Source organism: Schumannella sp. 10F1B-5-1 (assembly GCF_006517535.1).
GTDB lineage: Bacteria > Actinomycetota > Actinomycetes > Actinomycetales > Microbacteriaceae > Schumannella.
In genome coordinates, this window is the sequence record NZ_VHQH01000034.1 from 291,096 (window position 1) to 317,733 (window position 26,638).

General features: G+C 72.3%; 21 protein-coding genes. 19 read left to right on the forward strand and 2 right to left on the reverse strand.

Annotation, left to right across the window (positions count from 1 at the left end):
* Positions 1-84: 84 nt before the first annotated feature.
* Together FJ658_RS05470 and FJ658_RS05475 are read right to left on the reverse strand one after the other, a co-directional pair.
* Positions 85-477 (reverse strand): DoxX family membrane protein, encoded by a 393-nt coding sequence (locus tag FJ658_RS05470; protein ID WP_141144355.1) that lies wholly within the window; start codon positions 475-477, stop codon positions 85-87.
* A 10-nt stretch (positions 478-487) separates the two neighbouring features.
* Entirely contained in the window at positions 488-1,447 is a 960-nt protein-coding gene (locus FJ658_RS05475; protein ID WP_141144356.1) for a phosphatase PAP2 family protein, read from the reverse strand.
* A gap of 141 nt (positions 1,448-1,588) precedes the next feature.
* Between FJ658_RS05475 and serA the strand changes: the two genes are divergently transcribed.
* From serA to gltX, 19 genes are all read left to right on the forward strand, one after another.
* Positions 1,589-3,181, forward strand: a complete 1,593-nt coding sequence (serA, locus tag FJ658_RS05480; protein WP_141144357.1) for a phosphoglycerate dehydrogenase — start codon at positions 1,589-1,591, stop codon at positions 3,179-3,181.
* A gap of 164 nt (positions 3,182-3,345) precedes the next feature.
* Positions 3,346-4,137 (forward strand): hypothetical protein, encoded by a 792-nt coding sequence (locus tag FJ658_RS05485; RefSeq protein ID WP_141144358.1) that lies wholly within the window; start codon positions 3,346-3,348, stop codon positions 4,135-4,137.
* A 148-nt stretch (positions 4,138-4,285) separates the two neighbouring features.
* Complete coding sequence (locus tag FJ658_RS05490; protein WP_141144359.1) at positions 4,286-5,350, forward strand: 3-isopropylmalate dehydrogenase; 1,065 nt, start codon at positions 4,286-4,288, stop codon at positions 5,348-5,350.
* A gap of 26 nt (positions 5,351-5,376) precedes the next feature.
* Complete coding sequence (locus FJ658_RS05495) at positions 5,377-6,486, forward strand: branched-chain amino acid aminotransferase (RefSeq protein ID WP_219995715.1); 1,110 nt, start codon at positions 5,377-5,379, stop codon at positions 6,484-6,486.
* 318 nt (positions 6,487-6,804) lie between these two features.
* Entirely contained in the window at positions 6,805-7,272 is a 468-nt protein-coding gene (locus FJ658_RS05500; protein ID WP_141144360.1) for a hypothetical protein, read from the forward strand.
* Positions 7,269-9,134 carry a serine/threonine-protein kinase gene (locus FJ658_RS05505; RefSeq protein ID WP_141144361.1) on the forward strand — a complete coding sequence of 622 codons (1,866 nt, stop codon included), beginning with the start codon at positions 7,269-7,271 and terminating at the stop codon, positions 9,132-9,134. The genes FJ658_RS05500 and FJ658_RS05505 overlap by 4 nt, the downstream gene beginning before the upstream one ends.
* A gap of 171 nt (positions 9,135-9,305) precedes the next feature.
* The gene (gene pstC / locus FJ658_RS05510; protein ID WP_141144362.1) at positions 9,306-10,289 is read left to right on the forward strand and encodes a phosphate ABC transporter permease subunit PstC; all 984 of its coding nucleotides are present in this window, start codon (positions 9,306-9,308) and stop codon (positions 10,287-10,289) included.
* A 7-nt stretch (positions 10,290-10,296) separates the two neighbouring features.
* Complete coding sequence (gene pstA, locus FJ658_RS05515; protein WP_255447573.1) at positions 10,297-11,742, forward strand: phosphate ABC transporter permease PstA; 1,446 nt, start codon at positions 10,297-10,299, stop codon at positions 11,740-11,742.
* Positions 11,739-13,346 carry a phosphate ABC transporter substrate-binding protein PstS gene (gene pstS / locus FJ658_RS05520; RefSeq protein ID WP_141144363.1) on the forward strand — a complete coding sequence of 536 codons (1,608 nt, stop codon included), beginning with the start codon at positions 11,739-11,741 and terminating at the stop codon, positions 13,344-13,346. The genes pstA and pstS overlap by 4 nt, the downstream gene beginning before the upstream one ends.
* 178 nt (positions 13,347-13,524) lie before the next feature.
* A complete protein-coding gene (locus FJ658_RS05525; protein WP_141144364.1) occupies positions 13,525-16,047 on the forward strand; it encodes a hypothetical protein in 2,523 nt (840 codons plus the stop codon).
* A 118-nt stretch (positions 16,048-16,165) separates the two neighbouring features.
* The gene (locus FJ658_RS05530; RefSeq protein ID WP_141144365.1) at positions 16,166-17,260 is read left to right on the forward strand and encodes a hypothetical protein; all 1,095 of its coding nucleotides are present in this window, start codon (positions 16,166-16,168) and stop codon (positions 17,258-17,260) included.
* A gap of 19 nt (positions 17,261-17,279) precedes the next feature.
* Complete coding sequence (locus FJ658_RS05535) at positions 17,280-18,320, forward strand: hypothetical protein (RefSeq protein WP_141144366.1); 1,041 nt, start codon at positions 17,280-17,282, stop codon at positions 18,318-18,320.
* A gap of 186 nt (positions 18,321-18,506) precedes the next feature.
* A complete protein-coding gene (locus FJ658_RS05540) occupies positions 18,507-19,601 on the forward strand; it encodes a DUF916 domain-containing protein (RefSeq protein WP_141144367.1) in 1,095 nt (364 codons plus the stop codon).
* The gene (locus FJ658_RS05545; protein WP_141144368.1) at positions 19,598-20,386 is read left to right on the forward strand and encodes a hypothetical protein; all 789 of its coding nucleotides are present in this window, start codon (positions 19,598-19,600) and stop codon (positions 20,384-20,386) included. Before FJ658_RS05540 ends, FJ658_RS05545 begins: the two co-directional genes overlap by 4 nt.
* Positions 20,383-21,420, forward strand: coding sequence for a sortase (locus tag FJ658_RS05550; protein ID WP_255447574.1), 1,038 nt, complete (start codon positions 20,383-20,385; stop codon positions 21,418-21,420). The genes FJ658_RS05545 and FJ658_RS05550 overlap by 4 nt, the downstream gene beginning before the upstream one ends.
* A 167-nt stretch (positions 21,421-21,587) precedes the next feature.
* Positions 21,588-22,391, forward strand: a complete 804-nt coding sequence (locus FJ658_RS05555; protein WP_219995720.1) for a phosphate ABC transporter ATP-binding protein — start codon at positions 21,588-21,590, stop codon at positions 22,389-22,391.
* A gap of 170 nt (positions 22,392-22,561) precedes the next feature.
* Entirely contained in the window at positions 22,562-23,338 is a 777-nt protein-coding gene (locus tag FJ658_RS05560; RefSeq protein WP_141144369.1) for a fumarylacetoacetate hydrolase family protein, read from the forward strand.
* A 13-nt stretch (positions 23,339-23,351) separates the two neighbouring features.
* A complete protein-coding gene (locus tag FJ658_RS05565) occupies positions 23,352-24,683 on the forward strand; it encodes an MFS transporter (protein ID WP_141144370.1) in 1,332 nt (443 codons plus the stop codon).
* A gap of 109 nt (positions 24,684-24,792) precedes the next feature.
* Entirely contained in the window at positions 24,793-26,286 is a 1,494-nt protein-coding gene (gene gltX / locus FJ658_RS05570; protein WP_141144371.1) for a glutamate--tRNA ligase, read from the forward strand.
* Positions 26,287-26,638 lie beyond the last annotated feature (352 nt).

The window sequence follows — 26,638 nt, forward strand, 5'->3', positions numbered from 1 at the left end:
ACGTCCGCTCGCCACGGCGCGTCGTGTGCGTCTCTGGCCACCCTCGGCGGCGTCGCGCGACCCAGGCCGCAGCCAGCGCCTGCCTCAGCCGAAGGCGGCGAAGAGCACGAGCGCGATCAGCACGATCTGCGCCACGAGCCGCGGCCAGAACGGGATCGCCGTGCGCCCGAAGCGGTCGGGATGCGCGGCCGCGTAGGCGTTCGCGGGGAACACCGCCACCAGGAAGATCACCAGCAGAACCCCGACCACCCAGCGCAGCCCCGGAACGAGCAGTCCGATGCCGCCGAGGATCTCGCACACCCCGGTCAGCACCACGAGCAGGTGCGGCGACGGCCAGCCGGGCCGGCGGAAGAACGGCGGGATCATCGCCCGCATCCCGCGCGCGACGGTTGGCACGAAATGCAGCACGCCCATGCCGACGAACAGCACGGCGAGCACGACCCGCAGCACGGCGGCGATCACCTCGAGCACGTCCATCCCGTCGACCTCAGGCGACCCGGCTCAGGGCGCGGTCTCGCGAGGGGGAGCCGGAGATCGAGGTGCCGGCGATCGGGTCGCCGAGCGGGGTGGATGCGCGTCCCCGCGCCGACCCGTCGGACGCCCCGGCTCCCGTGCCCGCCGTCGCGGCAGGCCGCGTGACCGGCATCGCCCAGAGCAGCGCCGCCGGCGCGAGCAGCACGGCGGCCGCGACGAGCCCGTAGGCGAAGGCGCCCGTGACGATCGCCGAGTGGCTGATGTCGAGCGCGCGCACCGTGCCGCCCGCGGTCGCGACGATCGCCGCGACGCCGCCGAGCAGGGCCAGCGCGCCGCCGAGTCGCCGGGTGAGCCGGCGCGGCAGGCCGGGGGCGACGGGCGGCGCCGCGTGCGGCACGAGCGCGCCGATCGCGGTCAGCGAGGCGGCCAGCAGCACGCCGCCGAGCACGTCGCTCGGGCGGTGCCAGCCGAGGTGCACGAGCTGGATCGACACGGCGCCGAGCAGCACCGCCGACACCGGCGCGAGCACGAGGCGCACGAGGGCGGGGCTCACGAGCAGCAGGGCGAAGAGCACCGAGGCGACCGCGACGGCGTGGCCGCTCGGAAAGCTGTTGCTCGCATCCACCGCCAGGTTCGGGCGGTCGAGCAGCAGGTGCTTGAGCGCCTGGCCGAGCACGTTCGCGACGCCGATCACGCCGACGCCGACGATCGCGCCGATCACGCGGCGCTGCACGAGCGCGACGAGCGCCACGACGGCGCAGGCTCCGAGCAGGGCCGGGATGCTGACCAGCGCCAGCAGCGGCGACGACTCCGAGTAGGCGGCGAGGTCGAGCACGCCCTGCTCCACGTGCTGGCCTCGGGTGGTCAGCACCGCGAGCGCGAAGACGCCGGCGAGTCCGCCGGCCGCCGCGAGCGCCACGACCGCCGCGCGCACGCGGCGCGCGGTGACGGGGGAGCGGCGGATCTCGGGCACGCCCCGACGGTACCCACGCCCGGTGGGAGGGAGCGGAAAGCGCACCGGCGCGCCTGCACTAGGCTGGTCGCGCCCGGACAGCGCGCCATCGGCCGATTCTCGGGCCCTCTCCCCGTCGCCGCACCGAAAGCCGCTACGCCTGTGACCAAGCCGGTCGTCCTGATCGCCGAACAGCTCTCGCCCGCCACCGTCGACGCCCTCGGGCCCGACTTCGACGTCCGCAGCGTCGATGGCACCGATCGCCCCGCTCTGCTCTCCGCCATCGCGGACGCCGACGCGATCCTCATCCGCTCCGCGACCCAGGTCGACGCCGAGGCGATCGCCGCGTCCACGCGCCTGAAGGTCGTGGCCCGCGCCGGAGTCGGCCTCGACAACGTCGACATCAAGGCGGCCACGCAGGCCGGCGTGATGGTCGTCAACGCGCCGACCTCGAACATCATCAGCGCGGCCGAGCTGACCGTGGGTCACATCCTGAGCCTCGCCCGTCACATCCCGGCCGCGCACGCGAGCCTCGCGGCCGGCGCCTGGAAGCGCTCGTCGTACACGGGGACCGAGCTCTATGAGAAGACGGTCGGCATCATCGGCCTCGGCCGCATCGGCGCGCTCATCACCGCGCGCCTGCAGGCCTTCGGCGTGAACGTGGTCGCCTACGACCCCTACGTCACGGCGAACCGCGCGCAGCAGCTCGGCGTCACCCTGCTGAGCCTCGACGAGCTGCTCGAGCAGAGCGACTTCATCACGATCCACATGCCGAAGACCCCCGAGACCACGGGGATGATCGGCACCGAGCAGCTCGCGAAGATGAAGTCGAGCGCCTACATCGTCAACGTCGCCCGCGGCGGCCTGATCGACGAGACCGCGCTGTTCGAGGCGCTGCAGGCGAACGTGATCGCCGGCGCCGGCCTCGACGTCTTCGTCAGCGAGCCCCCGAAGGACTCGCCGCTGCTGGCCCTGCCGAACGTCGTCGTCACGCCGCACCTCGGCGCTTCGACCGACGAGGCGCAGGAGAAGGCCGGCGTCTCGGTCGCCCGCTCGGTGCGCCTCGCGCTCGGCGGCGAGCTGGTGCCGGATGCGGTCAACGTGGCCGGCGGTGTCATCGACCCCTACGTGCGCCCCGGCATCCCGCTGACCGAGAAGCTCGGCCAGGTCTTCGCCGGCCTCGCGGGCGGCGCCATCACGAGCGTCGACGTCGAGGTGCGCGGCGAGCTCGTCGACTTCGACGTGAGCGTGCTGAAGCTGGCCGCCCTCAAGGGCGTCTTCTCGAACGTCGTGACCGAGCAGGTCAGCTACGTCAACGCGCCGCTGCTCGCCGAGCAGCGCGGCGTCGCCGTGCGTCTGCTCACCGACCCCGAGAGCCCCGAGTACCGCAACCTGATCACCCTGCGCGGCGCGCTCGCCGACGGCACCCAGGTGTCGGTGTCGGGCACGCTGACCGGTCCGAAGCAGATCGAGAAGATCGTCGAGATCAACGGCTTCGACGTCGAGGTGCCGATGGCCGAGCACTTCATCGTCATGCTCTACACCGACCGCCCCGGCATCGTCGCGGTCTACGGTCGCGAGTTCGGCGAGGCCCAGATCAACATCGCGGGCATGCAGATCGCCCGCCAGCGCGCGGGCGGCCAGGCCCTCAGCGTGCTGACGGTCGACTCGCGCGCCGCGGAGGAGCTGCTCGCCAAGGTGAGCACGGCGATCGATGCGACCCTGCTGCGCGAGATCGACGTCGTGCTCGACTGACCTCGCGCATCCCGGCTTCCGGCCGCGTCGCCCTCGGGCGGCGCGGCCGTCGTCGTCTCGGCACGCTCGGAACGGCGCATGGGGAGAGCTGCCCGGTGTGGAGTTCCCCTCGCGGTTCTAGGGTGGATGCGCGGCGCCGAGCGGCGGCGCGTGAGGAGCCTCCCGTGACCGATCCCCAGCAGCCCCAGCCCGGTCAGCCGCAGCCGCACCCCGGCCAGCCGCAGCCGCCGCAGACCCCGGGCGAGCCGCCGCAGGCGCCGCAGGCCCCGCAGTACGGCCAGCCGCAGCAGCCCGCCGCCCCGCAGCAGCCGGCGTATCAGCCCCCGCAAAGCGCGCAGCCGCACTACGGCCAGCAGCCCCAGCAGCACCCCGTGCAGCATCCCCAGCAGTCGCAGCCCGCCGCCCCGCAGTACGGCCAGGCGCCCGCGCAACCGCAGTACGCGCCGCAGCAGTACGGCCAGCCGCAGCAGCCCCAGTCCCAGCAGCAGTACGCCCAGCAGCCGTCGCAGCAGCACGCCCCGCAGCCCCAGTACGGCGCCCCGCAGCAGGGTGCCTACGCCGGCCAGCAGCCGACAGCGCCTGGCGCCGCGTCCGGCGCCGCGCCCGCCGGTACCGCCGCCCCGGCGTCGTCGGCCCGCCGTTTCGGGCCTGGCCTGCTCGCCCTGCTCGCGGGCGTCGCCGCGACGCTGGTCGGCATCCTGCGCTCGATCATCTCGCCGTTCATCCTCTCGGCCGACCTCGGCATCGACGGCTACCAGGTCTTCAACTACGGCTTCACCGCCGTGATCGGCATCATCGCGGTCGTCGCCGTGATCTTCGGCATCGTCGCGCTCGTGCGCCGCGATCCGGCGAAGCTCGCGGCCGGCATCGGTCTGGGCGTCGGCGGCTACATCCTGCTGTTCACGATCGTCGGGTTCCTGCAGACGGCGCTCTACTCGGTCGCCGGCAGCTTCTGACCGGGCGGGATGCGCGGCCCCCGCCCCGGCGCGGGGCCGCGCATCCCCGCGGAGTAGGCTGACCCCGCAGTCGGCCCGCCCTCCGCGGTCTGTCCACGGCTCGGGAGACGGCTGACCTTCCCCGTTCCCGCACGACTGGAGCCCCTGCGTGACCCGCGTCCTCGACCTCGCGACCATCCCCGGAGACGGCATCGGAGTCGAGGTGGTCGCCGAGGCGCTCGCCGTGCTCAAGGCCGCGGTCGGCGACGACGTCGAGGTCACGACGACCGAGTACCCCTTCGGCGCCGAGCACTTCCTCGCCACGGGCGAGATCCTCAGCGACGACGACCTCGCGACGCTCGCCCGCCACGAGGCGATCCTGTTCGGCGCGGTCGGCGGCGACCCGCGGGATGCGCGTCTCGCCGGCGGCATCATCGAGCGCGGGCTGCTGCTCAAGCTGCGCTTCGCGTTCGACCACTACGTCAACCTGCGCCCGACCAAGCTCTACCCCTCGGTCACGAGCCCGCTGTCGAACCCGGGCGAGGTCGACTTCGTCGTCGTGCGCGAGGGCACCGAGGGGCCCTACGTCGGCAACGGCGGCGTCATCCGCCGCGGCACCCCGCACGAGATCGCCAACGAGGTCAGCGTCAACACGGCCTTCGGCGTCGAGCGCGTCGTGAAGTACGCCTTCGACCTGGCCGAGAAGCGGGGTCGCAAGCTCACGCTCGTGCACAAGACCAACGTGCTCACCAACGCCGGATCGCTGTGGGCGCGGCTCGTCGAGGCCGAGGCGGCCGATCATCCGGACGTGGTCTGGGATTACCTGCACGTGGATGCCGCGACCATCTTCCTGGTCACCGACCCTGCTAGGTTCGACGTCATCGTCACCGACAACCTCTTCGGCGACATCCTCACCGACCTGGCCGGCGCGATCAGCGGCGGTATCGGGCTCGCCGCCTCGGGCAACGTCAACCCGGATGGCGCGTTCCCGAGCATGTTCGAGCCGGTGCACGGCTCTGCTCCCGACATCGCCGGACAGCAGAAGGCCGACCCCACCGCCGCGATCCTCTCGGCGGCCCTCCTCCTCGACCATGTGGGTCTGCCGGAGGCGGCCGCTCGCGTGACCGCGGCCGTCAGCGCCGATCTCGCCGAACGCGGTAGCGCGCGCCGCACGACCTCCGAGGTCGGTGCGGCGATCGCGCAGCGCGTGCTGGCGACGGCGCCCGCCCACTGACCCTCGATCCGACCGGAGTAGAGCACATGCCCATCCAGCTGCCCATGGCCCAGAAGGACCTCACCTTCGCCGTGACCCGCAACGAGAACGCGAAGACCGTCGAGGAGCGGGAGCAGATCCTCGCCGACCCCGGGTTCGGGCAGCACTTCACCGATCACATGGTCGACATCTGCTGGTCGGAGTGGGGCGGCTGGCACCGTCCGCGCGTTCAGCCCTACGGGCCCATCCAGCTCGACCCGGCCGCGGCCGTGCTGCACTACGCGCAGGAGGTCTTCGAGGGGCTCAAGGCCTACCGCTGGGCCGACGGCAGCGTGCGCACCTTCCGCCCCGACGCGAACGCCGCCCGCCTGCAGCGCTCGGCCCGCCGACTGGCGCTGCCCGAGCTGCCCACCGACTACTTCGTCGACTCGCTGCGGCAGCTGATCCAGGCGGATGCCGACTGGGTGCCCAGCGCGCCGGAGACGAGCCTCTACATCCGCCCCTTCATGTTCGCGAAGGAGGCCTTCCTCGGCGTGCGCGCCGCGAAGAAGGTCAACTACTACGTGATCGCGAGCCCCGCGGGCGCCTACTTCACCGGGGGCATCCAGCCGCTCGAGATCTGGCTGTCGACGCACTACACGCGCGCCGGCCACGGCGGCATGGGCGCGGCGAAGACGGGCGGCAACTACGCCGCCTCGCTCGTGGCGCAGCAGGAGGCCTACGAGAACGACTGCCAGCAGGTGCTGTTCCTGGATGCGGAGGAGGGCAAGTACCTCGAGGAGCTCGGCGGCATGAACGTCGTGCTGGTCACCCGCGACGGCCGCCTGCTCACGCCCGAGTCGGACTCGATCCTCGAGGGGATCACGCTCGACTCGATCCTTCAGTTGGGTCGCGACCGCGGCTTCACGACCGAGCAGCGCCGCATCTCGATCGATGAGTGGCGCGAGGGCGTCGAGTCGGGCGAGATCGTCGAGGCCTTCGCGTGCGGCACGGCCGCGGTCATCACGCCCATCCGCCAGCTGCGCAACGCCGACGTCGAGATCACGATGCCCGAGGTGGCCGAGCCGGTGTCGCTGTCGCTGCGTGAGGAGCTCACCGGGATCCAGTACGGCCGCGTCGAGGACCGCCACGGCTGGACGGTGCGGCTCGACGCCTGACACGTCGCACCCGCGCCGCCCGAACGGCGGTGCGGCGCGCGTCCCCTCTCGAACGCCCCGGAGCCCTGTGCTCCGGGGCGTTCGTCGTCGCCGGAACCCCTGATCAGGCCCGGATGCGCGACGCCTGTCGCGTGTTCGTTACGTGGTCGCAACGGTCACCCCCCGAACTGGTGACACGCTGTCGATCTGGTTCTGTTCTCGTTCACCGAGACGCGCGGTCGCGTTCATCCTGCGCCAATTCACTGCCTTCGCCCCACCAGTGATACCGCCCTGAATCTGCCCGATCGCGCCCCGATCCCTGCCCATCCGGAGTGCCCCGTGAGCTCTGTCGCTCGCATCGTCATCACCACGTTCGACTCGTCGGCCAGCCCGAAGATCGTGCCGTGGCGTGAGCATTCGACCCGCGTCGCGGGCGTCGTGCTCGGCGCCGCCGACGCCCGCCCCACCCAGCCGGCCGTCTGGCATCTCGCCGGCTCGAACCACCGCATGCTGGCCCGCAGCGTGTCGGTGTTCGACTCGGCCGCCGCGGCGATGGCCGACGCGACGGCGGCGCTCGAATCGCAGACCGACCTCGAGCCGCGCCTGGTGCGCGACGCGAACGGCTCAGCGCTCGGCTGGTTCCTGCGCCGAGGGGCAGACCCCGTGATCGCGTGCGCGCGCTGGTACTCGACCGACCGCGACCGTCGCAAGTCGCTGCTCGCCGCGGTCGAGGGCTTCGTGACGGCGACGATCGCGCCGGTCGCGCGCGTCTCGCATCCTCAGCTCGGTCGCCACCCGCGGGTGTGAGCGAGCTGATCGGCGGCTACCGTCTCGGCGAGCTCAGCGGCAGCGGGGCCACCGCGTCGGTGTTCGCCGCCGAGGATGCGCAGACCGGCGAGCGGGTCGCGCTCAAGGTGCTGCACCCGCACCTCTCGGAGCGCGAGGTCGACCGTGAGCGGTTCCTCGCCGGCGCGCAGCACCGGGTCGCGCATCCCAACGTGATCGGCATCCGCGGCGCGGGGGAGCAGATCTCCGGCACGACCACGGTGTGCTGGATCGCTCTCGACTGGGCCGAGGGCGAGCCGCTCGCGCGTCGGCTGCGGCGGGGTGCGCTGGCACCCGCCGAGGTGCGCGAGCTCGCGGACGGCCTGCTGCGGGCGCTCGCCGCCGTGCACGATTCCGGGCTCGTTCATCGCGACGTGTCGACGTCGAACGTGCTCGTGCCCGCCCGCGCGCTCGTGCGCGCCGCCGACGTGCGGCTGATCGACGTCGACCGACTCGCCTGGACCGGCGAGGCGAGCCTCGGCGACGACGCCCTGGGTCCCGATCCGTCGGCCGACGGCGCGCTGCGGGTCGTCGCCAACCCCGACTTCGCGGCCCCCGAGCAGCGCGCGGGGCTCCCGCTCGACCGGCGCGGTGACCTGTTCTCGGCGGCCGCGGTGATCTACGCGGCGGCGACCGGGCATCCGCCCTATCGAGCGGGACGCCGGGATGCGCTGCTGTCGGGCGGCGTCGTGACCCCGCCGATCGCGTCGGTCGACGGCGCCGACGTGCCGGTCGAGGTGGACCGCGCGCTCGCCGCGGCGCTGTCGCCGGTGCCGCTGCGCCGCCCGCGCGACGCGGAGGAGCTGCGGCGTCGGATCGTCGAGGCGCTGGCCGGGGCCGGCGCGGTCGCCGACGACGCGGTCGACGCCGAGGCGGCAGGGGCGGCCGGGGCCGGCGGCGGCACCGGCGGGATCGCCGCCGCGCAGCCCGATGCCGTCACGCGCGTGCTCGGGGCCACCGGGGCGGGGATCAGCGGTCCGCGAGCGAGCGCGTCGCCATCCGACCACACCGCCCGGGACGCGGTGACCGCCGTGATCCCCCCGAGGGCGGCGCGCGCGAGTGGCGCACGCGCGGCGGCTCCCGCGCCGGTCGGCCCCGCCGTGCGCCCCGCCGCCGATCCGGCCGCCGCTCCCGACGACGACGCGCGTGATCGCCCGCTTCGAGGGCGCGGCGGGCTCATCGCCCTCGTCGCCGTCGTGCTGGCGCTCGCGGGGATCGCGACCCTGCCCGCGCTCGCCGGAACCGAAGCAGAGCCGCAGGAGCGCACGACCGCGACCGCGAGCCCCAGCGCTGCTCCGAGCACCTCGGCGACGCCGACCGTGCCGAGCCGCCCGTCGACGGCCGCGCCGCCCGCCGACACCGCGCTGCCCGAGCTCGTCGGGCTCGGTCTCGGCGAGGCGACGTCACGGCTCGCCGCGATCGGCGTCGAGGTCGGCATCGTGAGCGAGGTCGACTCCGCCAGCCCCGCGAGCACGGTCGTGCGGGCGCCGACGTCCGTGCCGGCGGGGTCGCGCGTCGATCTCGTGGTCGCGTCGGGCCGCAACGTCGTGCCCGATGTGGCGGGGCTGACGATCGCCGACGGCCGAGCCCGCCTGAGCGCGGCCGGCTTCGGCGTCGCCGGCGCGAGCGACGACGACGAGGCGGGCACCGCCCCCGGGGCATCCGCCACCGCATCCCGCATCACCGGCACGAGCCCGATCGCCGGCACCTCGCTGCCGATCGGCACCGTCGTGGAGCTGCGGGCGACGCGCATCCCCGCCTCGCCGTCGCCGTCGGCGAGTCCGTCGGCGACGTCGACGCCGCGCCCCAGCGCATCCCCGTCAGCGGCCAGGGGGCCTTCATGACCCCGACGCCTCGTGTTCACCTGCCGAGGTTCGACTGTCTCGACCCTGCTGGGAACTCGCGCCGACCGCGCCGCGAGACCTGCCGCGTCGGCCCGATGACCCGTGTCATCCGGGCATCCACCCCGCTCGACCCGCTGACCCGCCAGATCAGCCCCGCACCCGAGGATCACCGTGACCGCCGCTGACATCCGCCCGCGCTCGCTGCGCACGCGGCCGTCGTTCGCCGACGCCGTGTTCCGGCGCACGGCGTTCTCGGCCGGCATCATCACGGTCGGCATCATGCTCGCCGTCGGACTCTTCCTGTCGGTGCGCGCTAGCCAGGCGATCGGCGTCGCCGGACCGGCGTTCCTGTTCGAGCAGCAGTGGTCGCCCGAGACGAAGCAGTTCGGCATCGCGGCGGTGCTGTTCGGCACGGTCACGGTCGCCGCCGTCGCGATGTGCGTCAGCGTGCCGCTCGCGCTCGGCACCGCGCTGCTGATCTCCGAAGTCGCGGGCGGACGCCTGCGCAGCCTGCTGGTCACCATGGTCGACCTGATGGCGGCCGTGCCCAGCGTGGTGTTCGGCCTGTGGGGCGTGTTCTTCCTGCAGGAGAACGTCATCCCGGTCTCGCGCTGGATCTCGACCTACTTCGGCTGGATCCCGATCTTCCGGGTCACGGATGCGCAGGGCCACGTGCTGACCGACGCGAGCGCGTTCACGTCGTCGGCGTTCATCGCCGGCATCGTCGTCGGCCTCATGGTCGTGCCGACGCAGACCTCGGTCATGCGCGAGGCCTTCTCGCAGGCGCCCGTGGGGGAGCGCGAGGGGGCGCTCGCGCTCGGCTCGACGCGCTGGGGGATGATCCGCACGGTCGTGCTGCCCTTCGGCCGCGGCGGCATCATCGGCGCGACCATGCTCGGCCTCGGCCGCGCCCTCGGCGAGACGATCGCGGTCTACATGATCATCTCGCCGCTGTTCACGATCAACTGGCAGGTGCTCAAGACCGGGTCGAACTCGGTGTCGGCGCTCATCGCCCTGCGCTATGGCGAGGCGAGCCAGTTCGGGCTCTCGGCGCTCATGGCCGCGGGCCTCGCCCTGTTCCTGATCACCCTGGTCATCAACTTCGGCGCCTCGTCGATCGTGGCCCGATCGCGTTCCGGCGCCCAGACGAACTGAGCCCGCGATGACCCTCCAGCAGGCTCCGGTCGCCGAGCGCACCGCCGCCCGTCTCGTCGACGAGCACCGCGACGAGGTCGACCTCGACGACACTCCGCTGCGCCGCCGTCGCGTCGCCCCGCGCACGGTGATGCCCGACCTCGACGGCGTGCCGCAGGCGCCGCGGCGCGGCCTGCGCCGCTCGACGCTCTCGGCGAGGTTCGACGCGATCGGCGCCGCGGCCGCCGCGATCTGCTTCACCGCGCTGCTCTACGGCTGGTTCAGCCCGCTCACCGGCGCGGTCGGCGCGGTCGTGATCGCGTACCTGGTGTTCCTCGGCTTCTACGCGCTGCTCGTCTCGATCGGCAGCGACCGCCGCGCCGTGGCCGACAAGATCATGACGGTGCTGATGATCAGCGCCGGGGTCGCGCTCTTCAGCGCCCTGGTCTTCGTCGTGGCCTTCGCGCTCATCCGCGGATCCAAGGCTCTGCCGCACCTCAACTTCCTCACCCAGACGATGGAGTTCGCGGGGCCGCTCGACCCGCTCACCGAGGGCGGCATCCTGCACGCGATCCTGGGCACGCTCATCCAGATCTCGATCGCGCTCGTGATCACGGTGCCCCTCGGCATCCTCACGGCCGTGTTCCTCAACGAGGTCGGCGGGCGCTTCGCCCGCTTCGTGCGCACGATCTCGGATGCGATGACGGCGCTGCCCTCGATCGTCGCCGGCCTCTTCGTCTACGCCGCGATCGTGCAGCTCATCACCCACCAGCGCTCGGGCTTCGCCGCGGCGATGGCGATCACGGTCATGATGCTGCCGATCGTCATCCGCGCCTCGGATGTCGTGCTGCGCCTGGTGGCCGGCAACCTGCGCGAGGCCTCCTACGCCCTCGGCGCGAACCGCTGGAAGACGGTGTGGCACGTCGTGCTGCCGACCGCGCGCTCGGGTCTCGTCACCGCGGTGATCCTCGGCACCGCCCGCGGCGTCGGCGAGACCTCGCCCGTGCTGCTCACCTCGGGCGTCACGGCCGTGATGAACCTCAACCCCTTCAGCGGACCGATGATCTCGTTGCCGCTGCAGGTCTTCGACTTCGTCAAGTCGCCCGAGCCGAACATGATCGCGCGCGGCTTCGGCACGGCGGCGGCGCTCGTGCTGCTCGTGCTGCTGCTGTTCGTGATCGCCCGGGTGATCGGCGGTCGTCCGCCGGGCATCCAGTCGCCGGGCGAGCGTCGCCGCGCGGCGCAGCGGTCGCGCGAGGACCTCGAGCGGATGACCGCGGCCGCGGCCTTCGCCGCCGCGCCGCCCGCTCTGCTCGGCGCGCCGCCGTCGGCGCTCGACTTCGACCCGCTGCCGCTCGCGCCGGTCGTCGACGACACGACCGACACCGACACCGAAACCGACACCGCAGACCCGGCCGGCGCATCCGCGCCCGACGCCCCTGCCGCCCCCGCCTCCGAGGAGACCCCGCGATGATCCGCACCACCGGCCGCCGCCTCATCGCGGCCGCGATCACGACGACGGCGCTCGCCGCGCTCGCCGTCGTCGGCGCCGGACCGGCGTCGCCCGCGAGCGCCGCCAGCTACGTCGCCATCTCGGGCAGCGGCTCGACCTGGTCGCAGAACGCGCTCGACCAGTGGCGCCGCAACGTCGCCACCAACTACGGCATGCAGGTCAACTACTCGGGCACCGGCTCGTCGGCCGGCCGCACCGACTTCATCAACGGCACGGTCGACTACGCGGTCAGCGAGATCCCGTTCCAGTCGACGCCCGACGTGCCCGGCGCCCAGCCCGAGAACCCCGAGGCCGGCAGCTTCGCCTACATGCCGATCGTCGCCGGCGGCACCTCGTTCATGTACAACCTCAAGATCGGCGGCAAGCGCGTCACCAACCTCCGCCTGTCGGGCGACGTGATCACGAAGATCTTCACGAACCAGATCACGAACTGGAACGACGCCGCGATCCAGGCCGACAACCCCGGTCTCGCGATGCCGAACAAGGCGATCACGCCGGTCGTGCGATCCGACGGCTCCGGCTCGACGGCGCAGTTCACGCTGTGGATGTCGAAGATGTACCCGTCGATCTGGAGCGCCTACTCGGGGCGCAGCGGACTGACCTCGCAGTACCCGGTCAAGGGCTCGATGAAGGCGCAGAACGGCTCCCTCGGTGTCGCAGGCTACGTCAGCCAGGGCTACGGCGAGGGGGCGATCACCTACGTCGAGTACAGCTACGCGATGAAGTCGGGCTTCCCGGTCGCGAAGGTGCTGAACGCGTCCGGCTATTACGTCGAGCCGACCGCCGCATCCGTCGCCGTCGCGCTCATGCAGGCGCGCATCAACGGCGACCTCACGCAGAACCTCGACGGCGTCTACGCGAACACCGACAAGCGCAACTACCCGCTGTCGAGCTACAGCTACATGATCGTGCCGACCAAGGTGCGCGGCATCTTCACCGAGGCGAAGGGCAACACGCTCGGCACCTTCGCGAGCTACATGCTCTGCGAGGGGCAGCAGCAGGCCTCGGCGCTCGGCTACTCCCCGCTGCCGATGAACCTGGTGAAGGCCGGGTTCGCGCAGATCGCGCGCATCCCGGGCGCCTCGAGCGCGAACGTCGACGTGAACAAGTGCAACAACCCGACCTTCAAACCAGGCCAGAGCGAGAGCGACAACGTGCTCGCGCAGACCGCCCCGCAGCCCGCCGCGTGCGACCAGAAGGGCCCGAATCAGTGCACGACCGGCACGGCCGGCGCCAAGACCGACACCGCCGTGAGCGGATCGGGCTCGGGCGGCTCGGCGTCGGGCGGTTCGAGCTCGGGATCGGGCGGCGGGTCGAGCACGGGCGCGACCACCGGGGATGCCGGCGGCACCACCGGCGACCCGGTCTACGACGAGAACGGCCAGCTGGTCAGCAGCACGACCGCCGGCGGCGCCGTGTCGAAGCCCTTCGACCTGCCCGACAGCGGATTCGGCCCGGGGCAGTTCGCCATGGTCGCGGCGCTGCTGCTGCTCGTCGGCGCGATCGTGCTCCCGCCCCTGCTGTCGCGACGGATGCGCGCCTCCGACCGCCGGCCCGACAGCTGACGCGCGGCTGACGCGCGTGCTGACCCGCAGCTGACGCGCCGGCTGACGCGCGGGAGCACCGCCAGGTACCGCGACGGCGTGTGCGCCTTCCCCGTCCGTTCACCTCGATGACACGGGCCGCCAAGAACCTCTCATCGGATTCATCGTGAATCCTCCCGAAACCCGCCTGGAGCACCCCTTGTCCGCTTCGCCCTCGTCGCCGCTGCGCGCGCGCCGCTACGGCGCATCGCTGCTCGCCGGCCTGCTCAGCGCCGGCCTCGCCTTCGGCGTGGGCCTGGTCGTGACGGCCCCGGCGACGACGGCGAAGGCCGACGACGGCTCCTCGGTGACGGTGAGCGCCCGCGACCAGGATGCGGACGCGGCGAACGCGCCGTTCCCCGATCTGAAGCTGACGGTCTCGCAGACGAAGGGCCTCGTGTCGCAGGCGATCGTGCTGTCGTGGACCGGCGGCAGGAAGTCGATCCAGCCGAGCCAGCAGAACGGCGGCAGCGACTTCCTGCAGTTCGCCCAGTGCTGGGGAGACGACCCCTCGGTTCCGGCCGGGGAGCCGGCCCAGCCCGACCGGACCACCTGCCAGTACGGCGGGTTCAACAGCGCCGGCACGACACGCGATCACTATCACGCCTCCGGCTCGGCGGCACCGCAGGATTCGGCCTACACGATCGCCGAGCCGCCGCTCGGCGACTACACGTCGATTCCGTTCCGCGCCGTCGACGGCACGGTGTCGACGAACATCGTCGACGGCGTGCGCACCGACGCCGTCGACCCGAATTCGAACCAGTTCTTCACCAAGTACACGACCAACGAGGTCTCGTGGGCCGGCTCCGGCGACGATGGCACGGGCGCGGTCAAATTCGAGGTGCAGACCAAGGTGCAGGCCCCGGGACTCGGCTGCGGCGACGCCGAGCTCCAGTCCGACGGCTCTCGCATCGGTCGTTCCTGCTGGCTCGTCGCGATCCCGCGGGGGCAGGCCGACGACGGCAGCCGCCAGGTCGACCAGTCGGGGCTGTTCTGGTCGCAGTGGAAGCATCGCCTCGCCGTGAAGCTCGACTTCCGGCCGGTGGGCGACGTGTGCGCGATCGGCGCGGCAGAGCGTCAGCTCCAGGGCAGCGAGCTCGCCGCAGGAGCCATCGCGTCCTGGCAGCCGGTGCTGTGCGGATCCGCCGGCGGCGACGCCTACACGGTGCTGACCGGAACGGAATCGGACGCGGCGGCGATCGCCAACAGCACGAACGTCGGCCCGATGGCGCTCACCTCTCGACCCCTCCAGGGCGATGTCGACGACCAGCTCAGTTACGCTCCGGTCGCGCTGACCGGCGTGGCGGTGTCGTTCGCGATCGACCGGCGCCCCAGCCTCGACGGCACCGTGCCACGGGATGTGCTGGCGCGGGCGGGATTGCCGTTCGAGTCGATGAACCTCACGCCTCGCCTCGTCGCCAAGCTGCTGACCTCGTCGTACCTTGACGCCCTCCCCGCCAACGCGGATCGCACGCACCTCGGCGGCAATCCCCGGAATCTGCTCTACGACCCCGACTTCCTGGCGATCAACGACCCCGAGTGGAAGTACCAGGCGATCGTCGGACCCGCCGTCGCCGACGCGCTCGTACCGCAGGGGCGCTCCGACGCCGCCTCGGCTCTCTGGTCGTACGTGATGGCCGACGCCGATGCTCGCGCGTTCCTCGCCGGCGCGAAGGACCCGTGGGGCATGACCGTGAACAAGTGGTCGAGCTCCGACCCGACGGTCGCGCCGAAGAGCGACGAGGGCCAGAGCTACGCGCAGACCTATCCGACCGACGGCTTCCCCAAAGCGGACCCCTTCGAGGTGGTCTCCGAGCTCGGACCCAAGGCGACTGTGAACTCCGTCACGTGGCGGCCGTACACGAACGATCTCGACTCGTCGGCCTACAAGACCCTCCGCGGCGACGGGCAGGTGCTGGGCGGCTGGAACCCGTTCGCCACCCCGGCCGGATACGACAAGGCGGTGCGCGATCTGCCCGGCTCGCAGCACGTGATCGGAGTCACCGACGCATCGTCGGCAGCCAAGTACCTCACCGTCACGGCATCGCTGCGCAACCCCGCGGGTCAGTTCGTCGCGCCCACGACCACCGGATTCCAGGCCGCTGCCGCCGCGATGACGACGTCGTCGGGCAGCACCCAGGTCTACGGGTTCGACCCGGCCTCGCCCCAGGCGCAGTCGGCCACGACGGCGTATCCGCTGACGATGCCCGTCTACGCCGCGGTCAACCCGGCGATGGACGACGCGACGCTGCGCGCGAGCTATGCCGTCTTCATCCGATATGCGGCCTCCGACGCCGCCCAGACGCCGGGCGTCGATCCGGGCTCGCTTCCGGATGGCTACGCTCCGCTCCCGGCCGGATGGCGAGCTCAGGCGCTCGCCGCCGCAGACCGCATCCAGGCAGGTGGGCTGGTGCCGACGGATCCCGTGACCGGCGAGAGCGCCGGCGGTTCCGACAGCATCTCCGGCAGCTCGGGTGGGGGATTCGGCGACGACCAGCTCGCCGCTTCCGTCTCCGACGACCCCGCCGCCTCGGGGGAGCTCGCCGCCGCCCTCTCCGCGTCGAAGACGCCCGCCGACCCCGACGTCGATGGGGTGCAGGCAGTGATGCCGCTCAGCCTGCTCGCGGGTCTGCTCGGGGCGCTCGCGGTGCCCGCCATCTCCCGGCTCCGGAGACGCCTCTGACCCCCTGATCTTGGCGGGGCACGCTGCACCGGACTGGGATCCGGAGCCTCGCACCAAGCCGCGGACGACCGACTGGGACGCGCGCGGAACCCACCCTGAGACAAAGGACAGCACTCCCTTGAAGATCAAGAAGATCGCGGCCGCTGCCGCGGTCGCCGCGGTCGCCGTCGCCGGCTCCGCGCTCGTCGCCCCCGCCTTCGCGGAGCCGGTGTCGAACAGCTACGTGCTGGTCGGTTCCGACACGCTGCAGGATTCCGCCAACGCGCTCATCAACGGCACGAACGTGACCGGCGCCACCGTCCGCGTCACGGCGGCCAACAAGACCCTCGGCTCGTTCGACGCCTTCGGCACGAGCATGATCCAGACCAAGCCCGGTGGCACCTACTTCGGGCGCCCCTCGGGTTCCGGCCAGGGCGTGAATGCCCTGATCGCCTCGGTCAACAGCGCCAAGTGGACGCCGAGCGCCGCCCTCCCCGAGCGCAACCTCGGTGGTCAGGTCGACATCGCCCGCTCGTCGAGCGGTCCCGGCTCCAACGCCTCGTCGAGCGGCAAGCTGCTCTACGTCCCGTTCGCCCGGGATGCGGTCGGCTACGCCTACCGCGGCGGCACGGCCGCATGGGCCAGTCTCTCCAAGGACCAGCTCACCCAGATCTTCAACGGCACCCTGAAGTCGGTCGACGGCGTCGCGATCAACCCGCGCCTTCCCCAGAACGGCTCGGGAACGCGCTCGTTCTTCCTCGGCGCGATCGGCGTCGCCTCGCCGTCGGACACCGACAACAAGACGGCGGAGAACGACGCGTCGGTGCTCGCCGTCGGCGACATCATCCCGTTCTCGGCCGCCAGCTGGATCGCGCAGGCCAACGGCGTCACGCCCCTCGACACCACGACGGCCGCCGGCGTGAACTTCGGCAGCGCCTACACGACCACGCCGACCCCGGCGTTCACGGGAACGGCGCCGAGCCTCGCGCCGAGCAGCGCCTACTACTCGAACACGACCTTCGGCCGTGACACGTACCTCGTCGTCGAGCGCGCTCGCGTCACCTCGGGCAACGCGAAGTACGACGCCGTGTTGGCCAACCTGCTCGACCCGAGCAACACGACCGGCCTGGCGAACTTCAGCAGCCTGCCGACGTCGTCTGGCGCCGTGAAGCAGAAGTTCGGCTTCCAGGCTCCGTCGACCACCGTCCCCTCGCCGGCTTACCCCAACATCTGATTCCGGAGATCCGAACATCATGAAGATCAGCTCTTTGGCGGCCAAGGCCGCCGCGATCGGCGCCGCCGGTCTCGTGCTGGTGGCCTCCGCGGTCGCCGCAGCTCCCGCCGTCGCGGCCACGCCGAGCGGCTCCACCTCGCCGTTCTACCTCCTGTCGGCCAACGACCTGTCGCACTACCCGGCGGGATCGCAGATGACCTGGGAGAGCGGCGTCATCGCCTCGCCCAGCGGCACGGACTACAACGTCCGCTTCACCGGCACCGACGACTCGACCAGCGCGGCCGTGTTCCTCGCCCCTCGCGGCCAGGAGCGCGTCCCCGCGGCGTGGGCCGCCTCGTCGGTCGTGCTCTTCTCGCCCGGAACGAAGAACGTCTGGCTGCCCAACGTGTCGTTCGACAAGTTCCTCGACGGCAACCCGCTCGGCGTCAAGTCGACCGGCGGGCAGTTCAGCCTCGGCCTCGCGTTCCTCAAGAACAACGCGCTGACGGTGTCGAACGACGGCGTCGCGTTCACCTACGTCGACATCAAGGCCGGGGGCAACTGGACCTACGACGAGCCCACCGACACGACCACCCCGAGCACTCCCGGCACGGGCGGCGGAACCGGCTCGGTCGACGTCTCGGCTCCGGTGACCGGCTCGGTCGACACCACGCTCGAGCTGTCGGTGCCGGCCGGTGCCAAGGCCACCCTGGGGGCGGCGAAACTCGTCAACGGCATGTCGACGTCGACCGGAACCCTCGGCCAGATCACGGTCAAGGACGGCCGCGTCGTCTCGCAGCCGGGCTGGAACCTGACGTCGTCGGTCGCGGACTTCACCGACGGCGCCGGCGGCACCCTCGCCGCCAAGCAGCTCGGCGTGAAGCCGCGCATCGTGTCGGGCCTCGGCTCGGTCGGTGCCGGCAACGTCGTGGGCACGGTCGGCGACGGCCAGTTCGCCTCGGCTCTCGCCGGGCAGTCGGGTGACACCGTGATCGACGCCGACCTGCTCTTCGTGGCCCCCACCGGCACGAAGGCGGGCACCTACACCTCGAAGCTCACGCTGACTCTCGTCAGCAAGTAAGAGGTCACCCGGCCCCGGGCGGGCGTCGTCGCGATCCGACGCCCGCCCGGGGTCATCTCCGTGGATGCGCAGCCCCGCGCATCCTGACAGCTCCACCTCCGCCGACCCCCGCCGCTCGGCCCCCGAACCCGCCCGGCCCCGCTTAAGCGCTCGTTCACCTGACGGATGCGCGGCGGCCAACGACCGATGGCTTCATACACTGTGCCCACCTGGATCTCCGCCGCGAACCCGGCCGCGCGCCTCGCCGCCGCGGCTCTCGCGCTCGTCGCCGCCGCCACGCTGCTCAGCGTCGCGCCGGCCGTCTCCGCCCACGCGGACGACACGATCGGCTTCTCCGGGGCCCCGTCGCAGGGCGGCGTCGCCGATGGCCGCACCCGCTTCACCTACCAGGTCGGACCGGGCCAGCACCTCGCCGACGAGATGCTCGTGAAGAACACCGGCACGACCGCGCAGACCTTCACGGTCATCGGCACCGACGCCTTCAACACCGACGACGGCTCCTGGGGTCTGCTGCCCACCGACGACCAGCCGACCGACGTCGGCGCCTGGGTCACGTTCGGCGGCCAGCCGCGCGCCGTGTTCGACCTCGCCGCCGGGCAGAGCCGCGCCGTCGCCTTCGACGTGCAGCTCCCGGCCGACGCCTCGCCGGGCGACCACGCGGGCGGCATCGTCGTCTCGGCCGTGAGCCCCGACGGGCAGGTGCTGGTCGACCGCCGTGTCGCGACCCGGCTGTACGTCCGCGTGCCCGGCGACATCCAGGCCGCCCTGACGGTCAGCTCGATGAAGGCCGACTACGCCTACAGCTGGAACCCGCTCGACGGGACCCTGGATGTCGATCTCACGGTCAAGAACACCGGCAACGTGGCCCTCAGCGGTCTGGCCGTCGTGAGCGTGCGCACCTGGTTCGGCGTCGGACTCGCCGCGCCCGAGGCCCGCCCCGAGTTCCCCGAGCTGCTGCCCGGCAACGTGCGCAAGCTCAGCGTCACGCTGCACGGCGTCCCCGCCCTCGGCTACCTCGAGCCGACCATCAAGCTGGCGCCGCTCATCTCGCCCGACGCGATCCAGCCGCCGTCGCTGGTCACGACCGAGCGCAGCGCGCCGGTCGCGGCGGTGCCGTGGCTGCTGCTCGGTGTGCTCGCGATCGTCGGCGCCGTCGTCGCGATCACCCGTCTGCGTGCTCGCGCCGACGCCCGTCGGGCGGCCGCGTGGATGGACTACGTCGCCGAGCAGGCGCGCGCCGACTCGGCCGCGAACGCCGAGAAGGTCGGAGCAGATCGATGACGTGGATGCGCACCCGCGCCGTCCTCGCCGCCTCCGCGGTGCTGGCGCTCGCCCTGGCCGCGCCGGCCGCAGCCGCGTCAGCCGCCGACGACGACCTGAACGGCGGCGGCGACTACCCGATCTCGGTGACCGTCACGGACGACGGCACGACGTCTCCGGGCTCCGGCTCGGGCGACGGCTCCGGCTCGGGAGACGGGCTCGGCTTCGGTTCGGCCGGCGACTCCGGTTCGGGCTTCGGGTCCGGGTCTTCGGGCTTCGGCTCGTCCGGTGCGAGCGACGCGGTCGACACGGCCGCGAGCCCGGCGGGGTCGACCGGCGCGACCGACACGAAGACGAAGGAGGCCGACGCGGCCTTCTCGCTCGGCGGTATCCGGCTCGGCTACGGCTGGTCGCCGAACCCGTCGGCGGGAACCCTGTCGACGAGCGTCACCGTGCACAACGGCACCGCCGCATCCATGCCGGTCACGGTGCGGGCGTGGATGACCGGCCCCTTCGGCAACCGCATCGGCGGCCCGGTCGAGCGCGAGGTCGTCGTGCCGGCGCGGGGCGACCGCGAGGTGCGCATCCCCGTCGAGGGCGTCGCCCAGTGGACCGTCGTGACGGCTCACCTCGAGGTCACGCCGCCGAAGTCCGCCGGCGGCATCGAGCTGTCGAAGCTCGTGCGCGAGCAGACGCTGGTCGTTGCACCGTGGCTGATCCTGGTCGGCATCGTCGTGGTGGCCGGCGTCGGCTACCCGCTCTCGCGGCTGGTGCGCCGCCCGCGTGCCGTCGAGGCGTTCGCGTGAGCGTGCTCGAGGCGCCGCCGCCCGCCGCCCCCGAGAACCCGGCGTCGCCGGTCGCGCCCGACGCGACCGGCGCCTCTTCCCTGCCGCCGGCGCCGCCCGCTCCGCCGCGGGGACTCGGCGGCCGCGCGCCCCGCCCGCCGAAGCCGCCGCGCCGCGCGCCGAAGCCGCCCGTGCAGCTCGCCCCGCTGACACCCGCGCAGGCGCTCAGCCGCAGCGCGATCATCGTCGCCGTGCTGCTCGTCTTCGCGTTCCTGGCGAACGTGGTCGTGATCTCGCAGCTGCAGCACATCGAGACGCAGCAGCGCCTGCGCGATGCCTACCGCGCCCAGCTCGCCGCGGGAACGGCGCCCGTCAGCGAAGCCGACTACACCGGCAAGCTGCTGCGCTCGACGTCGCCGGTGGGCCTCCTCAGCATCCCGCAGATCGGGGTGGATGAGGTGCTCGTCGAGGGCACCGACGCCAACGCCCTCAAGGGCGGACCCGGCCACCGGCGCGACACCCCGCTGCCCGGCCAGCCGGGCGTGAGCGTGCTGCTCGGCCGCGCGGCCGCCTACGGGGGACCCTTCTCGCACATCCAGGAGCTCGCTCCCGGCGACCGCTTCACCGTGCGCACCGGTCAGGGCCGCAGCACCTTCGAGGTGATCGGCGTGCGCTACGCCGGCGACCCCACGCCGCCCGCCCTGGCGAAGGGCGGCAGCCGCCTCGTGCTCCAGAGCGCGCGCGGACCGGCGTTCGCCCCGACCGGCGTCGTCTACGTGGATGCGCGGCTCGTCAGCGATGTGCTCGACGGCGGTGCCCGGCAGACCACCTACACGAGCCTCCCGCCCGAGGAGCGTGCGCTCGCCACCGACACCCGTCAGGTGTGGGCGCTGATCTTCGCGCTGCAGTTCCTGCTCGTCGCGCACCTCGCTGCCGCGTGGGCGCGCCGCCGGGTCGGAACCCGCAAGACCTGGCTCGTCGGCGCCCCCGTCGTCGGCCTCGCGGTGCTGCTCACGGCCGAGCAGATCGTGCCGCTGCTGCCCAACCTGCTCTGACCTCGAACCGCATCCGGAGACCCTCGATGACCCACAGCGATCCGCTCACCCAGGTGATGCCGGCGACCCCGTCCGCGGCGCCGCAGCCCGTCTCGGCCGCGCAGTCCGTCTCGGCCACGGCACCCGTCTCGACCGCGACCCTGATGCCGCCGGCCGAGCCGGGTCTGATGCCGTTCCCCTCCGCATCCGCCGCCCCGCTCGCGACGCTCGAGGCCCGCTCGATCACGGCGTGGTTCGGCGACCACCAGGTGCTCGACCGCGTCTCGCTCACAATGCCGGCCGGTCAGATCACCTCGCTGATCGGCCCGTCGGGATGCGGCAAGTCGACGTTCCTGCGCATCCTCAACCGCATGCACGAGCTGGTGCCCTCGGCGAGCCTCGCCGGCGAGGTGCTGCTCGACGGCGACGACATCTACGACCCCGAGAAGCGCCTCACCGACGCGCGCAAGGCGATCGGGATGGTGTTCCAGAAGCCGAACCCGTTCCCGGCGATGTCGATCTACGACAACGTGATCGCCGGCCTCAAGCTGACGGGCGTGCGCGCCGACCGCGCCCGCAAAGACCACCTGGTCGAGACCTCGCTGCAGAAGGCGGGACTCTGGAACGAGGTGCGCGACCGTCTGCGCGCCCCCGGCGGCGGGCTCTCCGGCGGTCAGCAGCAGCGTCTCTGCATCGCCCGCTCGCTCGCCGTGCAGCCGCGCGTGCTGCTCATGGACGAGCCGTGCTCGGCGCTCGACCCGACCTCGACGCGCGTGATCGAGGAGACCATGCTCGAGCTCGCGAGCGAGGTCACGATCGTCATCGTCACCCACAACATGCAGCAGGCGCAGCGCGTCTCGAGCCAGTGCGCCTTCTTCCTCGCCGGCGCCGGCAAGCCGGGCGGCATCGTCGAGCACGGTCCGACGGATGCGATGTTCGGCGACCCGCAGGACACGCGCACCGCCGACTACGTGGGCGGTCGATTCGGGTGATGCCGGCGACGCGGCCCCGTCGGAGGACACCCGCACCGCCGACTACGTGGGCGGCCGCTTCGGGTGATTCCGGCGACACAGCCCGCCGACCGCACGGCGACCCGCGTTCCGGTCGTAGTGGTCGCGCATCCCGACCCGGACCGCGCCCCGAGCGCCGATAGGATCGTCGGGTGAGAGTCGCGCGCTTCAGCACCCAGGACGCCGACCCGCGTTTCGGAGTCATCGACGACGAGGACATCGTCGTCCTCAAGGCCGACCCGATGTTCGCGGGCTACGAGACGACGGGAGAGCGCGTCCCCCTCGCGGATGCGCGACTGTTGGCGCCGGTCATCCCGCGCTCGAAGGTCGTCTGCGTCGGCATGAACTACGGCGCCCACGCCAAGTCGATGGACTGGGACACCGACGGCGACCCGCTGATCTTCCTCAAGCCGAACACCGCGGTGGTCGGCCCCGGCGACCCGATCCGCATCCCGCCGGTCGAGGGCCGCATCGTGCACGAGGGCGAGCTCGCGGTCGTGATCGGCGGCGTCGGCAAGCAGGTGAAGGCGAAAGACTGGGAGTCGATCGTCTTCGGCTACACGATCGCCAACGACGTCTCGGCCCGCGATCAGATGTTCGCCGACGGCCAGTGGGCTCGGGCGAAGGGCTACGACACCTTCTGCCCGCTCGGCCCGTGGATCGACACCGAGATCGACCCGAGCGACCTGCAGATCACGACCTACGTCGACGGCGAGGTGCGCCGCACCGGTCGCACGAGCGAGATGCTGCACAAGCTGCCCGAGCTGATCGAGTTCATCACCGACGTCTGGACCCTGCTGCCCGGCGACGTGATCGTCACGGGCACCCCCGACGGGCTCGGCAGCTTCGAGCACGGCCAGACGGTCGACATCGACATCGAGGGCCTCGGCCGCCTCTCGAACCCCGCCCTGTTCCGCGACCCGCGCTGACCCCGGGGTCGGGATGACCGCCCTCGCCTCGATCGACGCGCTCGCCGTGCACCGGCGCACCCGCGGGGTGCTGGTCGCAGGTCAGGTGCTCGCCGGCCTCGGCATGGGCTCGACGCTGTCGGCCGGAGCCCTCCTGGCGACGCTCGTCTCGGGATCCGAGGCGTGGTCCGGCTCGGCGACGACCGGCTCGACCGTCGGCTCGGCGCTGGCGGCGATCCCGCTCGCCGCCCTCGCGCAGCGCGCGGGGCGGGCGCCGGCCCTCGCGACCGGGGCGCTGACGGCGGCGCTGGGCGGCGTGCTCGGCATCCTGGCGGCGGTGTGGATGCTGTTCCCCCTGCTGCTCGTCGCCTTCGTGTGCATCGGGGTCGGCACGGCCGTGAACCTGCAGTCCCGCTTCGCCGCGACGGATCTGTCGCAGCCGTCGACGCGCGGCCGCGACCTGTCGATCGTGGTCTGGGCGACGACCGTCGGCGCCGTGATCGGCCCGAACCTGATCTCGTCGGGCAACCGGCTCGGGCTCGCGATCGGGCTGCCCGAGCTCGCGGGGCCGTTCCTGCTGACGATCGCGGCGCAGGCGGTGGCAGCGATCGTCTGTGCGGTCGGGCTCCGTCCGGATCCCCTGCGGCTCGCCCGCGACATCGCGCTCGCCGAGGCGGAGGACGCCCGCCGAACCGCCGCAGAGGCCGCCGTCGGAGCCGGCTCGGCATCCCGCGGCTCGTCCGGCGTCTCGTCCGCGGCTCCCGCCTCCGCCCCGCGCCTGCTCGACGTCGACGACCCGCGCACGGCGCGCATCGGCATCGCGATCCTCGGCCTCAGCCACGCCACGATGGCTTCGGTCATGGCGATGACGCCGGTGCACCTGACGCACAGCGGCGCGACGCTCGAGATCGTGGGTCTCACGATCAGCCTGCACGTCGCCGGCATGTACGCACTGTCGCCGCTCTGGGGCGTGCTCGCCGATCGGCTCGGCCGCCCCGTCGTGATCGGCTTCGGCCAGGGGATGCTGCTGCTCGCGCTGGTGCTCGCCGCGCTCGGCAGCGAGAGCGAGGGCTTCGTCGTCGCGGCGCTGATCCTGCTCGGGCTCGGCTGGAGCGCCTCGACGGTCGCCGGCTCGGCCATGATCGTGGCCGCCACGAGCGCCGAGCGGCGCACCCGCACGCAGGGCCGCGCCGACCTGGTCATGAGCTCGGCGGGCGCCGTGGGCGGAGCTCTCGCCGGCCCGGTGCTCGCGCTGCTCGGCTACCCCGGCCTCGCCCTGGCCGCCGTGCTCCTCGTGGCGGTCGCCTCGGCGCTGCTCGCCTGGCGCGCTCTCTCCGCCCGCGCCGCGCTCCGCATCCCCGCCTGACGACGCGCAAGCGGCAGTGCGGCGGTGCGGCGGCCACGCCGTCAGCGCTTCGCTCGCACCAGATCGCGCCCGCGCCCGCGCATCCCCGCCCCGCACTACCCTGGAGCCGATGTCCGCGCTGCCTTTCACCACCGCCTCCGGATCCGACGTCAAGGTCCGGTTCTGTCCCTCGCCCACGGGCACGCCCCACGTGGGCATGGTCCGCACGGCCCTGTTCAACTGGGCCTACGCGCGCCACACGGGCGGCAAGCTCGTCTTCCGCGTCGAGGACACGGATGCCGCCCGCGACAGCGAGGAGAGCTACCAGCAGCTGGTCGAGGCGCTCACCTGGCTCGGCCTCGACTGGGATGAGGGCGTCGAGAAGGGCGGTCCGAACGGCCCGTACCGGCAGTCGCAGCGCGGCGAGATCTACCAGGACGTCATCCAGCGCCTGAAGGATGCCGGCCGGGTCTACGAGAGCTACGTCACCCCCGACGAGATGGAGGCGCGCAACCGCGCCGCCGGCCGCGATCCCCGGCAGGGCTATGACAACCACGAGCGCGACCTCACCGACGAGCAGCGCGCCGCGTTCCGGGCCGAGGGGCGGCAGCCGAGCCTGCGCCTGCGGGTGCCCGACACCGACCTGTCGTACGAGGACCTGATCCGCGGCGACGTGACCTTCCCCGCCGGCAGCTTCACCGACTTCGTCGTGGTGCGGCCGAACGGGGCGCCGCTCTACACGCTCGTCAACCCGGTCGACGACGCGCTCATGGGCGTCACGCACGTGTTCCGCGGTGAGGACATCATGTCGTCGACACCGCGCCAGATCGCGCTCTATCTCGCGCTGATCGACATCGGGGTGACCGACGCCATCCCGCGATTCGCGCACATGCCGCTCGTCTACGGCGAGGGGTCGAAGAAGCTCTCGAAGCGCGACCCCGAGTCGAACCTGTTCCACCATCGCGACCGCGGATTCGTGCCTGAGGGGCTGCTGAACTACCTGGCGCTGCTCGGGTGGTCGATCGCGGCCGATCGGGACGTGTTCACGACGGCCGAGTTCATCGAGGCCTTCGACATCCGGGATGTGAACCCGAATCCGGCGCGCTTCGATCAGAAGAAGGCCGACGCGATCAACGGCGACCACATCCGGATGCTCGATCCCGACGACTTCGAGGCGCGCATCGTGCCCTATCTCGCCGGCTACGTCGAGAATCCGCCGACGCCGGCGCAGCAGGCGATTTTGCGCGAGGCGGCGCCCCTGATCCAAGAGCGCATCATCGTGCTGGGGGAGGCCCGCGAGATGCTCGCGTTCCTGTTCACCCCGGATGCCGAGCTGACGATCGCGGATGACGCGCTGCCCAAGAACGCCGATGAGGCGAAGCTCGTGCTCGAGGCGTCGACGGCGGCGCTCGAGCAGCTGACCTCGTTCGGCCGGGTCGAGATCGAGGAGGCGCTGCGCCTCGCCCTGATCGACGGCGCCGGCCTCAAGCCGCGCGTCGCGTTCGGTCCGCTGCGCACCGCGGTGAGCGGTCGGCGCATCAGCCCGCCGCTGTTCGAGTCGATGGAGATCCTCGGCAAGGAGTCGACGCTGGCCCGCATCGAGCGGTTCCGCGCGTTGCTCTGAGCGCGGACCCCCGGAAAACCGGGCGACACGCCCGGGATGCGCGCGTGATTCGCGCCGACCCGGGGGCACACGTAAAGTAATCCCTCGTCAGCCCAAAGGCGCGGACAGCGAAGAGCGGCTCAGCCGCCCGCATCCAGCCCTCAAGAGCGACACGCTTCACCCGGTCCGCCGGATGAAGATCCCCACTCGAACGAGTCGCCACTTCTGTGGCGCGCAGCGTTTCGCGGAGTTCTCCGCTGAACGGTCTGCCCACCCGAGCGGGGTGGTTGGAGCAGTTGCTCGGAGCCGGACTCGAGAGAGACAAGGCGCCGGTGCGTCCGATCCTTGAGAACTCAACAGCGTGCACTATGTC